Consider the following 14764-nt stretch of genomic DNA (forward strand, 5'->3'; position numbering starts at 1 on the left):
AATCCCTTGTTTTAGAGGGTTTTTGGTTACCCACAGGTATACGCCTTGCCTTTACTCATATAATCACATATAATCACATATATAACATATATGAGTAAATCTATGGACGACATTATTCAAAAGTTCGATCTCAGGATCAAAAATCCTGAACCACATATCGTCGCTCTCTTGGCGGAGATCGATGGTATTCGAGGTGAGTTTAAGTCAGGTCTCCGGATGACACCACAGGCGATTACCAGCTTAAAGCAATCAGTGCTTATTACTTCTGCCGGTGCTTCTACTCGTATTGAGGGTGCGAAGCTCATCGATGACGAAGTCGAGAAAGTCATGCAGGGTCTTTCGGTCTCTAAGTTCGCCGATCGAGATTCGCAAGAAGTGCAGGGCTATCTTGAAGTGCTTCAAAATGTGTTCGATGCTTTCCAGACTTTACCACTTCGAGAAAGTGTGATGACATCGCTTCACAATCAGCTTCTTAAATACTCGCACAAGGACGACACACATCGTGGTGGTTACAAAAAGAAAGAGAACACTGTCGGCGTACTTGGACCGGATGGTCAGGTTGCCAAGATCATGTTCGAAACCACACCGGCATTTCTTACTGCAAAGGAAATGCAGGAACTTGTCGATTGGACTTCCGATGCATTTGAGAAGAGTCGTTTTCACCCCCTCCTTATCATCTCCAATTTCATTGTTGAGTTTTTGAAAATCCACCCATTTGAAGATGGTAATGGGCGTCTTTCTCGTGTGCTCACAAATCTTTTACTACTCCGATCCGGATATCAGTTTGTTCAGTACGTATCTCACGAACAAATCGTTGAGCGTCGCAAGGATGAATACTATCTGGCACTCCGTAAGTCACAGGAGACATTCAAAACTGATCACGACACCATTGCACCGTGGCTTAACTTCTTTTTGTCAGTTGTAAAAGAGCAAGCAACAAAGGCTCTCACATATCTGCAAGATGAAAAAGTCGAAGACACTCTTTCTCCCAAGCAATACGAGGTATGGAAATATCTCTCATCGGTCGGCGAAGCCGCTCCCGGTGATATTGCCAAAGCTACCGGCGTTGTCGGCGTTACGGTTAGTCAGGCATTGGAACGGTTGATCGAGCTTAAGCTGGTCAAGCGAGTCGGACGTGGCCGAGGAACGAGGTACGTCAAATTATAAATTAACCTTGGAAATCGCCTATGCAAAACGTTGAACACAAAAATGATGACGGAAAACGATATCTCAAGAAATATGAGATTGTCGAGACTGATGTCGAGCTTCCGATTCAGGGGCAAGTGAGAGATCCTGAAGACCTGTATAAATTTCTCAAAGACTTGGAGGACGAGAGCGTTTCCAAAGTAATTGGAATCTATCTTGATGACAGAAACCTGTTCCTTGGGCATCAGGTCTTTCTTGGTTCCTCCCCCAAGAATCTCGACACACAAATGCTATGGCATTACTTCTCTCTATTCCTTGCAAAGAAGTTCATGATTTTAATTAATCATCCCGGCTCTACTGATCCGACTCCGGATGAGGACGACAAGAAACTTATGCGAGCACTGCAGGCAGACTCACAGGTTTTGTCGTTCAAGCCTTTCTTTGAAGACTTTATTATCGTTGCGAAGAAGTCGTACTTCAGTATGGCAACAAATGACGGTACGGCATGTCGATGCGGTCATCAGGAATATATCCCAGCAGAATAAATCAATTATGAAATCCCACTTTTACTACAAAGATAAAAAACAAGTTGTGCCCGTCCTGGACGAGGAAAAAAACAAGCTGGCAAAAAAGAAACTTGCTGATCTCCTTAAGAATAAGAAGGAGTTAATACCTGACCATTTTATCGAGAGATGGTCTGAGGTTGCTTTGTATAACCCAGGTGGCGATGTTGAAAAAGCCAATGCTATTTTAATTAATCCGGAAGATGGTGCTTACGATCTATCCAACCCACTCAATGAAATGACAGGAAAAGAGTGGGTAAAGTTTAGTTGTAGCTGGTTTATTTTCAATGCTTTGCAAAAAGATTTGAAAGAAGAGCGAGAAATTTCTCCAGACACCGAAGATCATCCTGCGACATTCTCGCCGACGATGATCGAGGGGTTTATCAATTTCTTTACTAAAAAAGGAGAAGCTGTTTTGGACCCGTTTTGTGGAATTGGAAGCACGATGGTTGCTTGCAAGAGAACCGGACGAGTCGGATATGGTATCGAGCTCAACAAAAAATATTACGATCTATCTCTCAAGCGGACTCCGGAATTCAAGAAGACTATTTTTAACGAAAATGCGGCAAACATTAAGAAATTAAATCTACCTAAAATTGCTTTTTCAATATCCTCACCACCGTATTGGGATGTGTTGAACAGAAGTACAAAAGATTTCAAAAAAGACAGGACTAAAGATGGCCTCGATGTTAATTATTCTGAAGCAAAAGATGACTTGGGTAACATTGCCGACTACGATCTCTTTTTAGAGAAATTGGCGGATATATACTTCGATATTTTCGATCTACTTAAAGACGGAGGCTATCTCGTGGTGATTGTGAAGAATATAAAGAAAGAAGGTAAAATGTATCCATTGGCATGGGACTTGGCACGGCTTCTTTCGAAGAAGTATGTGCTTAAAGACGAGAAGCTTTGGATACAGGATAAGGTCGGCCTTGCACCTTACGGATACCCCTCGGCGTGGGCAAGCAATATCTTGCATCATTACTGTTTAGTATTCCAAAAGAAATAATATGTCATTAACCATTTCACAAATCGTAAAGAACCTTGTCGACGTAAACGATATCAAGCATGATCGTCAGTATTCGCGCGTCGCAAAGCTTCACAAGTATTGGTCGAGAAAACCTTGGTTTGTTGTTGATCAATACATCGAGAAATACTCCAAAAAGAATCATGTCGTTTTGGACCCGTTTTGTGGTAGTGGAATTATAGGACTGCAGTCAGTCTTGGCCGATAGAAACTTTATCGGTTACGATCTGAATCCTTTTGCTGTTTTCTTGGCAAAAAACTCTATGGATGTGAGCTATGACCCAGCTTCTTTCGAGGACGAGTTCTCAGTCATCGAGAAAGCTGTGAGAGAGAGAATAATGCCTCTCTACACTACGAAAGATAAATATATTCTGTACACCATTCTTGGAAAGAAAAACAGTAAGGACTACAACGCTGTCATTGCCGACGGTAGTTTCCGCAACAAACAAAAAGTTAGTCTCTCTCAAAAAGAGCTAGAGCCAGCTGTAAAGTTTCCTAAAAGCTTGAAGTATCCAGACATGGACTTTCCAGAGAAATTCTATAAGGATCGATTTTCGTACAAGGGAGTGAAGAAAGTGTCAGATATGTTCACAAAGCGAAACCTCTTTGCTTTGGCAACACTTCATACCGCCATCAAAGAATTACCTCTTAAAAATAGAGACTTATTCATGCTCGCTTTTACCAACACTTTATTGCACGTGAGCAAATTGAAAGCGGAGAATGTTCGCCCTCTTGGGGTAAATAACTTTTGGATTCCCGATGACTTTATTGAAGAGAATGTGTGGTGGAGATTTGTTGATAGAGTCGATAACGTAAAAATGGCAAAGGTGGTGATCTCAGAGAAGGCTTCCCGAAACAAAGTCTCGAAACCCTCATCCAAAATTTACAATAAGTCATCACTGAAGATGACGGAGATAAAACCGTCCAGCGTGGATTATTTGATTACTGATCCTCCCTACGGTGACACTATCCAGTATTCAGAACTTTCGTATATCTGGAATTGCTGGCTTGAGAAAGCGTTTGAGATTGAGAACGAGGTCATTATAAATCCTGTTCAAAAAAAAGGAGTAAACGAATATTACGATCAGCTCACCGCCTTTATTGGCGAAGCTAAAAGGGTTCTCAAAAAAGATGCTTACTTTACTCTTGCGTTCCACAATAAAGATTTGAAAATCTGGATCAGTCTTGCCGAGCTCATAAGAGATCACGGCATGGAATTGGTGGACATTTCCTCTTACGACACATTCGGGAGTCCGTACAACAAAAACTGGGCTAAATTCTCGCCCAAGTCCGACTTCTATGTGACCTTTGTAAATTCTCAAAAGAAAGCACCGGCGACGAATAAAAAAGCAATTTACCCAGACGAAATTGCGGACGAGATCGTCAAATGCCTAGGCAAGAACAATGGCAAACTCTTTAATTTGAATAAAGCGTATGATCTTTTTGTGGGGGTCGTTATAAGCAAGATTTTTGATGGGTCTCAGGTCACCGAGCATGAGCGACTGAGCATTGAGAACATTACGAATCTCTTTCAGGGTGTTCCCCGAGAGGAGAAGCGTGAGTCGAAAAAAAAAGAGGTTCAGCAAAGTTTACTTAAATTACAACACGTATAATTTTATGGAAATTTACACTAAAGATTTTTTCAATATATTCAAAGCCAACTTCGATTTCGAGATCGTTGAGACCGAAATGGGACCGGCTGTCAAAATGCCTGCAAAGGAAGCTTTTATTTATAGCAGTATTACCGGTGCAGGGTACTTTGAAAATCCGATCTATCCTTTCACTCCAAAGGGATTGATGAAGCTTTTCTATAATGCATTTAACTACAAGTTCGTATCGGGTATTTTTGACAATGGCGTTCTAAAAAACACACCGTACATCTTGTCGCAGGCAAAGAAGTATCTATTCGAGGGCGATAAATACATCGTTCCTATTGAGTTTGAATCGGAAGAGAAATTACTCGACGTGCTCAAAGAAAAATTCGATCACATAAAAGAACGAGAAAACTACATTATCCAGCGTATCGAGACCAGCAAGCAAGGCAATGGGATGGAACCCTTTATGGAGTACCTTGCTGGTGAATATTTCCGTCATCTCGGCTTCATCGTAGAGAATCAGATACCTCTTGCACATGCGATAGGCTCTCCGGATTTTGCCGGATATGGTTTGAGTGAACTTATCACCAAAATAAGCAACTACGGATATCTCCCAAGCACCGGTTTCCACATGATCGAATTGGCACTTATCAGAAACTTCAAGCAAGGCGTAAAGGACGAGAGTGATCACGTCACGCACGACTTTATTGTTGGAGAAGCAAAGACCGGCAACCTCGTCATGACCAAACAGCTGGAAAAATATCTCAATACCGGATTGTTTGATCAGGGGTTCGAGATCCATCCTGCAAAGGCAAAACCATCAAAGGATTATTTCGGACTGATCAGTTTGGATGCCGATTTCAAAATAAAAATCACTCTCCCTGAGACTAAGTACACAGCGGAAAATCCACTGTCACGAGAAGAGTACACAGTTTGGCTTGGGAATTACATTAAGTTTTATCTCATTTCAAATCTTACGAACGACGAGCTGAAGCAGTTTTACCTTGAGTCGAAAGGTGAAGAGATAAATAAAGAATCCGACTTGGTTAGTTTCGTCTTGGCATTGGAGACGGAAACGATTCTAGAGAAGATTAAATCCCTATAACTTTATGGCATACTCCAGCGACGAAATCATAAAAAGAGAGATTCTAGACACCCTTGGTCACGAAACCAAAGGGATTAAACTTCGCATCTTTCCACAAAGTAGTAACGAAGATCAGAAGCCCTTTTCAGAGGGTGGTCTTACTTTTGGATTTGAGGGTGTCTCTTACGGCTCATGTGATGCCGCTTGGTATGTAGATGAGCAATGGGTTGATGGACTCAATGGCAAGGAAATAAATAAAAAACCGGTAATCGCACTGGAAGGCACTGACGCTCTAAGTAGAAACTCCGCCGGCAATGCTCTCTACCAGCGATTTCATCACGCATTGGGTGGCGTAAAAAACGGCATCGTCGGGGTTTATTATTTGAAAAAAGGCACACAGAAAATACAGCCCGATCTCTACGGCATGGCTTACTTTGCCTCTAAGATAGAGAAAGGAAAATATTTAATTACGGACGATCTCACTGTCGTCAAAGACTTGCTGGAGTGTTACCACGATCCGGTCGCATTTTCTGCTTACATCGATGCGTATCTGGAAAAGATGCACGAGCTTTTTATAACTAAATTCAACGCCGCTTACGGTGGAGATTGGGAGAAGTTTGCCGAGCAACGATCGACGATTATACAAAACGGATATGTTATTAAGTATGCAGGCCGCATGCGTAGAAATTTCACCGATGGATCGCAACGTGCAGGACATATTGCCGTTGGCGAGATGTTTCTAACAAAATATTATTTTTACGATAAAAAGTTTTATTATTTGTTCCCGAAAATGACGCATAAGGACTTGGAAGTCCTTGATCACAGCAAGACCACAGACAAAGAGTGGTTTCTTTTGCGAAATGAGCCCAATGTTGAAATCAAGACAATGGACGATATTGCCGGACTCGATAAGGAATGCCGAGAAGCACTTTTGAGCATTCAAGATACCCCACTGAAAGGTGACGCCATGCGTACTTTCAATAAGTGCATGAAGACCATAGTCGAGGGATTCAAGTCAGGTAAGTATAAGCTCACGTAATTTTATGGATAAAGGCACACCCGTTGAAAGCTTAGAGACATGGATATCCGGCAAGCCCTACTGGGAGCAGTATGTCTGGAAGACCAATCTTGAAAAAGACTCATTGACCGATGAGGATATTGATCAGTGCTACGAATATCTTTCCGAGTATCTAGGCTTGATCGATCCATTGTCAAAAAAACCCGATCTCTCGTTTAAGAATGAGATTGTTGTCGTACCGGAAGAAGTAGGTACTGTAAAAAAGAAAATATTGGAGGTCAAAGATTTTGAGGATGTGAATGCTTTATCTCCAGCCTGCTCGGTAAAGTTCGGACCTAATTTAACTTTGGTCTATGGTAGCAACGGCAGTGGTAAGAGCGGCGTCGGACGACTTTTGTGCAATGCTTGTTTTTCTCGCGGAGAGCGAGAGATATTGCCGAACGTGCGTACTGCCTCCATACCGGGCCCGGAAGCAAAAGCAACATTCGTGATGGATGACGGGGCTGGTAACCAGAGCGAGATTGGATATACTCTCGGCGACAACAACGATGATCTCAAGTGCTTTTCTGTCTTTGATTCGGAAAGTGTTTTGATACACCTTGACCAGTCCAACCACGTTAATTTTACACCTGCTCAAATCAAGATTTTCGATAAGGTCGCTGTCACTATTTCAAAGCTTGAAGAAAAACTCACCAACGAGAGAAACGCAAGGAAAAAAGACAATCCTTTTCAGGTGATGTTCCTCGACGACGCAACAACGTCGACGGCCACCTTCTGCAAAGGCATCACTGGTGCAACCAAAGAAGCCGATTTTCTTAAGCATGCCAATTTCGATGATCAAGTCGACGGATCAAAGATGGATGCGATCCAAAAACAGATCGATGAAAAGAAGAAGCTCGATATCACTAAAAAGAAATCCCAGCTTGCCACCGATCGCCAAAATCTCGGAGCATTCAAAGCCCCACTGCAAAGAGTGACGGACCGGTTTACTGAGACGAAAATGAACGAAGCGAACCAGCTCGTCAAAGATATCCTTGCAAAAAAGAAGATCATCGAGGGTCTCAGCGTCGAGAGTTTTAATGACGGTATTCTGAACACCGTCGGCAGTTCTGAATGGAGAGAGTTGATCGGTGCGGCACGAACTCTGTATGAAGCCGAAAAAGCGGCCAGCGACGATAAAGAGCCAGCACACTGTATGTTGTGCCACCAAAAGCTTACAAAAGATGCCGAGACGCTCTTCCAGAAGTATTGGAAATTTCTTGAGAGCAAAGCCGAGAGCGAGCTTTCCGAATTGACCCGTAAGCAGTCTGCTCTACTGCAGGATTTCCGATCTGCAAAAACGATGTACCCGAAGTTTCTTGCTACCGATGCCGGTGTAAAAGTTCTTAGTGAGGACGACCCGACTTATTTGGCAAAGCTAAAGGTTCAATTTACGACGTTGGAAGGTGTGTTGGATGATTGGACTTCGAAAATCGGAAAGCTAAAGGAAGTTAATCGAGACGACGTTCCGGCCGTTGACCTCGTCAAGATTGATACTCTCGTCACCGCTAAAACGACTGAGGAGTCCAAGCTCGTTGATCCAACCGGCGACATTGCCACGCTTACTGCTCAATGGAATGCGCTTAAGCATAAAAAAGATGTCACGGCCGTTAAGGATGCAGGACTGGAATACATCGCATTTCTCGCATGGTCATCACAAGCAAATGGAGTCAGTTTCTCTGGCATGAAAATGGCGACCACAAAGAAACGAACTGAGTCTTTCCTTGTTGGAGTAGCACAAGATTATAAAGGGGTTTTCAATCAGGAGCTTGCGAAGCTTGGGTGCGATTTTAATTTGATTATGAATACCAGCGGTGAGCAAGGTACAACGGTAAAGGAGTACCGGCTCGATTTTGCTGAAGACTACAACCCCAGCCAGATACTCAGCGAGGGAGAGCAGAACGCATGCTCGATCGCAGACTTCTTAACCGAAGTACAGCTCGATAAAAACAATTGCGGTATCGTGTTCGACGACCCGGTGACTTCATTGGATCATGAGCGTAAGGACAAGATCGCTCAACGATTGGCAGTTGTTGCCGGAGAGCGTCAGGTAGTAGTTCTTACGCATGACATTGTTTTCATGAGCCAGCTTGCCAAGCATGCAGAAAGAAATCAGATCCCAGTAGTTGCACACTGGATGAAGCAGGTTAATGGCATACCGGGGTGCGTTGAAGACAACACCAGCCCGAAGCTCTCATCGTTAGCAAGTCTGAAGACTGACTCCCAGAATGCTGTAAAGGATTTTGCATCACTCGGTGCAAAAGAACAGGAGCAAGCTTTGGGTGCAGGGTTCGACTACTTGCGAAGTGCTTGTGAGGCATTGATTGAGGAAGTTCTCTTTGCCGGTACGATCCAACGCTATGACGACCAGATCAGGGTTCAGAATCTGGAAGAGGTTATTTTTGACCAAGCTCCTGCTCTCAAGATCGTCGAGCTACACGGTCGACTCTCTGAGGTCTTATTGGCTCACAACAGGAGTGATCTACAGAGGGAGAACCAGCCGTCACTCACTGATCTCACTGCAATGCGAAAAGAATTCGACGACCTCGAGAAAGAACTCCGAGAATCACGCAAAGCGGCCAAAGAAGCGAGAAGTGCTCGCAAAGAGGCAAAAGTAACAGCGAGAGCAGGATGGTAATAAAAATATATGTCTGAATACTACACAGCACAACGAGTAAAAGGTTTATACGATCCGGCATCGCCGGACCCGTTCAAACTGTCACGATCAAAAATTGATCTCTCTTTGGAGTGCCCTCGGTGTTTCTACTACGATCGCAGACTCGGTGTTGGCCGACCACCCGGCTTTCCATTTGCACTTAACTCTGCCGTCGACCACCTACTAAAAGCAGAATTTGATATCCATCGTGTAAACGGTTCGAAGCACCCTCTTATAGAAAAGTACGGAATCGATGCACGCCCGATTCCTCATGAGCAATTGGAAAAGTGGCGACATAATTTCACCGGCATTCAGTATCTACATCCGGAGACAAACTTTTTAGTATTTGGTGCAATCGATGATCTCTGGCAGAGTCCGGATGGTGATTATATTGTCGTTGACTACAAAGCAACATCTAAAGCTGAAGACATCACCGAGCTTAATAAAGAATGGCAGAATGGATATAAACGCCAGATGGAGGTGTACCAGTGGTTGCTTCGCAAGAATGGTTTGAAAGTTTCTAGTACTGGATATTTCGTCTACTGCAACGGCAAGTCTGATCGTGAGGCATTCGATGCAAAGCTCGACTTCGATATCACATTGATTCCTTACACCGGAGATGATTCATGGGTAGAACAGGCACTTCTGGATGCTCATAAATACTTGAATAATGACTCGCCACCGGCAAGCAAGCCGGAGTGCGATTACTGTTCTTACTACGAGACGAGGAAATTAAAAGATAAAAGATAAAATATAAAATTATATGGATGATAAAGACCCAGAGGAAATAATAGAGATTGCAGAGATTGCTCAAAATCAAGGAGTCGACATGGACAGTGCTGAAAAAATTAAAGAGGTTATGGACGAGGAGGGTTTAGACGAAGATGAGGCGGCAGAAATTGCTGAAGAGTTATAAAACACCATGAAAACAAAAATACTTAATTTTTATAGAAATCACCAACGTGCTTTTTATGCTATCGGCATTTTAGTTCTTTTCTTTGTACTCAGTATTGCGAGCCAAGCAATATATGATGGACTCAAGGGCGAGACGGAAACCTTTTCGGATTCTGGTGATTCATATTGCAATGTTGTTGGTATAAATTTGCACGGTATGTTAGCGACCTACGTACCAGCACAAGGCAGTGCAGATGATCCGGAAGAATATCAGGCACAGTATGGCGATGCTGTAGGAAGCGAAGATATTGTTTCCACGATTCGAGGTGCCGATCAGGACGATACGATCAAGGCCATTATGATGGAAGTTGATTCGAGTGGTGGGTATCCGGTAGCCGGCGAGGAAGTGGCAAATGCGCTAAAAGAAAGCACGAAACCTACTGTAGTCGTGATCAGGCAAAGTGGTCTATCGGCCGCCTACTGGGCATCAACAGGAGCTACGCAAATCTTTGCTTCAAGGAATTCTGATGTTGGAAGTATCGGTGTCACTTCATCCTATCTCGACAACGTTGGAAAGAATCAGAAAGACGGAAACGCTTATGTGCAGTTGAGCTCAGGAAAATATAAAGACGCAGGAGATCCAGACAGGCCACTTACAGAAGAAGAAAAGCAGTTATTTCTAAGAGATATTAAAATTACTCATCAGAATTTTATAGAAGCCGTTGCGACTAACCGAAACATTCCGGTCGATCAGGTTAGGGCTATTGCTGATGGTTCCTCTGTTCTTGGAGAGCAAGCAAAATCTCTAAAATTAGTAGACCAGATTGGTGGATGGTTTGAAGCAGAAAAATACATAGAACAGCAGATCGGAGAGAAGCCAGAGGTCTGTTGGTACTAACAAATATTTATGGCAACACTATTTTTTATTCTACTTTTAATATCACTTGTTTCTCTCGCTGTCGGTCTTGCGAAGCCGTCAGTATTTCTTAGGTTCATAAAAAAAGAGCTGAGCAGAAAACAAATCGCTGGTATTTTTGGAAGTTTGGCAATTGTTTCTTTTATAGGAATTGGGTCTTTTGCACCTAGTCCTGCACTGCAAGATTCAGTCGCTACACAAAATATTCCTGTAACAGTTTCTCAAAATGATACACAGGAAGTGCAAGATGCATCGGAAACGTCTGATGCTGTCGATAATAAAAAAGAAGTCGTTAGTGTCGACACAGGCACCGCCAAAGCAAGTGAGGTGCCTGTCCCTACGCAACAGAAGAGCGATCAGAGTCCATTGTATTCTGTAGTTTCTGTTGTTGATGGAGATACTGTTAAATTGAGCATAGACGGCACGACACAAACCATTAGACTTATCGGATTGGATACACCGGAGACCGTCGATCCAAGAAAACCAGTGCAATGTTTTGGTAAGGAAGCATCAAATAAGGCCAAAGAACTTCTCACTGGTAAGAGTGTCAGGTTAGAGGTAGATGCTTCGCAGGGTACCCTCGATAAGTATGGCCGCACACTTGGATATATATTTCGAGATGATGGACTCTTTTATAACAAGTACATGATCGAGCAAGGTTTTGCACACGAGTATACCTATAACATCCCCTATAAATATCAATCGGAATTTAAGGCGGCTGAGAAGTCAGCACGAGAAAATCAGAGAGGTCTATGGTCACCTGAAACTTGTAATGGTGACACCGCGTCTGTTTCTGGATCATCGGAAACCCAGACTGATCCAGCTACAACATCCTCTGGAGGAAAATTTTATACATCATCTTATTACTCATCAAAATATTACTATCCAGAGCCATGTGATGGATGGAAAAGTTTGAGCAAAACTTACCTTAAATCTTTTGATTCATTGGAGGCTCTACTTGAAGCATATCCGTCACGGACAATGAGTCCTCAATGTGAATAAGCATTTTGAAACGTGAATTTATGGTCAAATGAGCCAATCTGTGAATATCGAATAAAAGCTCGCCACAGGGGCAAACAAATGGCAAAAAAGGGGCTACAAACGGCTCCTTTTTGCTTTTCAAGGTACTTATTGGATTGGTCAGCCAAAAATATCGATAAACCCTTGAAGTATTGGCAGGTTTAGTAACAGGATCACTGCGACAACACCGGGACCTTTTTTCTTTATCTCTTGGGTTGCAGGGAGTATTATGATCTCAATTTTTCTTTTGATGATCACTTTCAGTGTCTTACTGCAATGTGGACACCGCATGGAGAATCGACCCTCGGAGTTGAAAACGGCATCTTTGAAGATGATGTTGGTGCAGTGAGGACAGTTTCCTAGATTGGTTGGTTCCTCTGCGGCCATAGTTTTGTTCCGGAGGTTCTGATGCTATCCCGATAAGCTATTGGTTCTTTACAGGCAACGGAGAGAACCTCGGCTTAGAAAGAGTGAATTTACATTCACGGTTTCCTTATCGGGTTCGGCCGCAGAAATCCTCGATCATGATTATTTTGGTTAGTAAATGATCAATCGTCCGGGTTCGACTACATCCGAACGATCAATCTAATTTCAAGGTTCCTCCGTTGCCGTTCTTGCACGCCTCTTGTCGCCATTCATCGACATCTTGGCGACTAGCACGTCTCTCATCTCCGCTAAGTTATCCCCAGTTTTTTGATCACGTGCGTAATTCTTTTTAATAAATTCTTTTTCTTTATTCTTGTTAGTAGTTCCTGCTGACTGATCTGACCGGTCTGTATGACCGATGTGCAAGTCTGACTGACCGATCTTGTTTGAGTTCGGTCTGTATGACCGGTCTAGTTTCAACAGGTAGTACACATTGTGGTAGCGTCGCCGGCTCTTTCGGATGATCTCAAGCTTGATGAGTTGCCGGATACCTCTTTGCACGCTCGAAATGCTTGCACCGATCTTGTCGGCAATGGTCTGGTGGGACGGAAAACAAAAACCCTCCTGGTTAGCGTGCTCTGCCAGGCAGTTATAAATAGCGATGCCGATTGGACCTATTGTGCTTCCGTATTCATCGAGAAGCACCTTGCTGATCCAATACCAGTCACCTTTGCGAAGATCCCTGATTGTTATTTTTTCATCCGGCATACACGAGAAATAAAGGCGTGGCGAGGGTCGACCAAAACCCAGACCGCACCTTATCGATCCTCTCAATGAGGTGGCAGACCATTGAGGGGAGAGTAAGAGGCGGTCTACCATTCTCTAGATTTGGGTAGAGCCCGATCGATGTTATCCATCGCTCGGCAGAAATCTCTTCGTATAATTGGATTTTCAAGTTCCCGGATGGTGAAGTTACTCAAGAGGCTCTCCCGTCGCCAAAGAAGTTCCTTCCTCGTTGGCGGCTTCCGAGTCATCCGTGTCCATATCCTCCGGATAAGTCTCTTGATCAGGATTTTCGTTGTCATGTTTTTTGATGTGATCCATGTGATCCAAAAGCATGAACGCCATACGCTTAAAGCCAGCGTGGACTTTCCAAACTTCTTGTCGGGACGGCTCTCGGCCGAGTACATCGGCGAGTGCGTTGCGAGTGAGCTCAACAAGAGCTTCCTCATCTTTATCTGGTTTGGACATGCGGTGGTTTGGTTCATAGAAGTGACCTCACACTTTTACTGACCCCACCTTGCCTAAGGCAAGAAAACTTCCTCTACTCTGACCCCGAGAGCCAAAGCGATCCGCTGGGCTGTTTCGAGATTCGGCCGCTTCCGGCCGGTCTCGTACCTGCTGATCGCAGTGTTGTGCTTAAAACCAAGAATTCGGGCTAGTTGATATTGCGTTAGCCCTTTCTTGATTCGAAGGTCACGGAGTTTTATATTCACTGGTGATTTGTTCATAGGTTTAACTTTTAGACCTCTATAGTCATATTAAGCAATTTTGCTTACGAGGTCAATATATTGGGGTGTGGATAAGCAAAGTTGCTTAATCTTTACTAATTTGCTATCATGTAAGCAATAAGGTCGGCATTAATCGATTAAGCAAAATCAACAAATATGTCATTTGGTTCATATCTAAAACAACAAAGAGAATCGAATAACTGGAGTATCAAAGAGATCGCAGAACGGCTCGGCTTTTCCTCAAGTTACGTGAGCCAGTTGGAGAATGGGACTCGTATGCCGTCTAATAAACAGTTGGCGGTTTTTGCTAAGGCTTACCAGCTTCCCGAAGAGGAAGTGAAGAAGCATTGGGCAGAGGGCAAGATGCAAAAGGTCAGCATGCAGACTGACTACAAATTCAATCTCAAGGATGTCGGCGAGAAGCGCGTACATGAAGCCGCCAACAAACTCGAAGAAGGATTGGAGGAATTGAAAAAGAGTTTTTCCGGTGATGGTCATTTTAAATTGCCGGTGCTTGTAGCGATTCCTATTGATGATCTCGACGGTCATCTAAGTCGAACGAGCGACTTTGTTTTATTGCCAAAAGATAATGTGGTTTCAGGTCACCGAGTGTTTGGACTCCGTGTATCCGATCTCACACTCCCCGATGCGGCCATTCTTTCTGGAGACTTCATCATTCTCGATGCCGACATTGCCCCAAAGAATGGCGACATCGTGATCATGAGCACACCGGATGGTCTGGTGATGACTTATTACCAAGAGCGGGGCGATCACCTTGAGCTTCGGCCAGAGAAGGAAGGCTTCAAAAAAACCTACCATCTCAAGGAGAGTAAGATGATAGGCCGATTGGTTTACCACATCAAAAAATATTAACGAACAGGGCTCTCCGCAAGGTGAGCCCTCAAGCTATTTTAGGAGGGTGGTAAT

The 14764-nt window shown here is 43.6% G+C and carries 16 protein-coding genes; 12 read left to right on the forward strand and 4 right to left on the reverse strand.

Annotated features, from left to right (window positions below):
• Window positions 1–90: 90 nt before the first annotated feature.
• From IPJ70_02230 to IPJ70_02280, 11 genes are all read left to right on the forward strand, one after another.
• Window positions 91–1167 carry a Fic family protein gene (locus IPJ70_02230; protein QQR82905.1) on the forward strand — a complete coding sequence of 359 codons (1077 nt, stop codon included), beginning with the start codon at window positions 91–93 and terminating at the stop codon, window positions 1165–1167.
• A gap of 20 nt (window positions 1168–1187) precedes the next feature.
• Entirely contained in the window at window positions 1188–1691 is a 504-nt protein-coding gene (locus IPJ70_02235) for a hypothetical protein (protein ID QQR82906.1), read from the forward strand.
• A 7-nt stretch (window positions 1692–1698) separates the two neighbouring features.
• Window positions 1699–2721 carry a site-specific DNA-methyltransferase gene (locus IPJ70_02240; GenBank protein QQR82907.1) on the forward strand — a complete coding sequence of 341 codons (1023 nt, stop codon included), beginning with the start codon at window positions 1699–1701 and terminating at the stop codon, window positions 2719–2721.
• Window position 2722: 1 nt separating this feature from the next.
• The gene (locus IPJ70_02245) at window positions 2723–4351 is read left to right on the forward strand and encodes a hypothetical protein (protein ID QQR82090.1); all 1629 of its coding nucleotides are present in this window, start codon (window positions 2723–2725) and stop codon (window positions 4349–4351) included.
• Window positions 4352–4355: 4 nt separating this feature from the next.
• A complete protein-coding gene (locus IPJ70_02250; GenBank protein ID QQR82091.1) occupies window positions 4356–5438 on the forward strand; it encodes a hypothetical protein in 1083 nt (360 codons plus the stop codon).
• Window positions 5439–5442: 4 nt separating this feature from the next.
• Window positions 5443–6456 carry a hypothetical protein gene (locus IPJ70_02255; GenBank protein ID QQR82092.1) on the forward strand — a complete coding sequence of 338 codons (1014 nt, stop codon included), beginning with the start codon at window positions 5443–5445 and terminating at the stop codon, window positions 6454–6456.
• Between the two features lie 4 nt (window positions 6457–6460).
• Window positions 6461–9112, forward strand: coding sequence for an AAA family ATPase (locus IPJ70_02260; protein QQR82093.1), 2652 nt, complete (start codon window positions 6461–6463; stop codon window positions 9110–9112).
• Window positions 9113–9121: 9 nt separating this feature from the next.
• Window positions 9122–9880 (forward strand): PD-(D/E)XK nuclease family protein, encoded by a 759-nt coding sequence (locus tag IPJ70_02265; protein ID QQR82094.1) that lies wholly within the window; start codon window positions 9122–9124, stop codon window positions 9878–9880.
• 13 nt (window positions 9881–9893) lie between these two features.
• The gene (locus IPJ70_02270; protein ID QQR82095.1) at window positions 9894–10046 is read left to right on the forward strand and encodes a hypothetical protein; all 153 of its coding nucleotides are present in this window, start codon (window positions 9894–9896) and stop codon (window positions 10044–10046) included.
• A gap of 195 nt (window positions 10047–10241) precedes the next feature.
• Window positions 10242–10922, forward strand: a complete 681-nt coding sequence (locus tag IPJ70_02275) for a S49 family peptidase (protein ID QQR82096.1) — start codon at window positions 10242–10244, stop codon at window positions 10920–10922.
• A 9-nt stretch (window positions 10923–10931) separates the two neighbouring features.
• A complete protein-coding gene (locus tag IPJ70_02280; protein ID QQR82097.1) occupies window positions 10932–11942 on the forward strand; it encodes a thermonuclease family protein in 1011 nt (336 codons plus the stop codon).
• 138 nt (window positions 11943–12080) lie between these two features.
• Here IPJ70_02280 and IPJ70_02285 read toward each other — a convergent pair whose 3' ends face one another.
• From IPJ70_02285 to IPJ70_02300, 4 genes are all read right to left on the reverse strand, one after another.
• Window positions 12081–12347 carry a hypothetical protein gene (locus IPJ70_02285; protein ID QQR82098.1) on the reverse strand — a complete coding sequence of 89 codons (267 nt, stop codon included), beginning with the start codon at window positions 12345–12347 and terminating at the stop codon, window positions 12081–12083.
• A gap of 204 nt (window positions 12348–12551) precedes the next feature.
• Window positions 12552–13094 carry a helix-turn-helix domain-containing protein gene (locus IPJ70_02290; protein QQR82099.1) on the reverse strand — a complete coding sequence of 181 codons (543 nt, stop codon included), beginning with the start codon at window positions 13092–13094 and terminating at the stop codon, window positions 12552–12554.
• Between the two features lie 204 nt (window positions 13095–13298).
• Window positions 13299–13577: a hypothetical protein gene (locus IPJ70_02295; protein ID QQR82100.1), complete on the reverse strand. Its 279-nt coding sequence runs from the start codon at window positions 13575–13577 to the stop codon at window positions 13299–13301.
• 53 nt (window positions 13578–13630) lie between these two features.
• A complete protein-coding gene (locus IPJ70_02300) occupies window positions 13631–13837 on the reverse strand; it encodes a helix-turn-helix transcriptional regulator (protein ID QQR82101.1) in 207 nt (68 codons plus the stop codon).
• Between the two features lie 156 nt (window positions 13838–13993).
• Between IPJ70_02300 and IPJ70_02305 the strand changes: the two genes are divergently transcribed.
• On the forward strand, window positions 13994–14710 hold the full coding sequence (locus tag IPJ70_02305; GenBank protein QQR82102.1) for a helix-turn-helix domain-containing protein: 717 nt from the start codon (window positions 13994–13996) through the stop codon (window positions 14708–14710).
• Window positions 14711–14764 lie beyond the last annotated feature (54 nt).

It is taken from the genome of Candidatus Campbellbacteria bacterium (genome assembly GCA_016699465.1).
In the GTDB taxonomy this organism is placed as follows: Bacteria; Patescibacteriota; Minisyncoccia; order Phycocordibacterales; family EsbW-18; genus EsbW-18.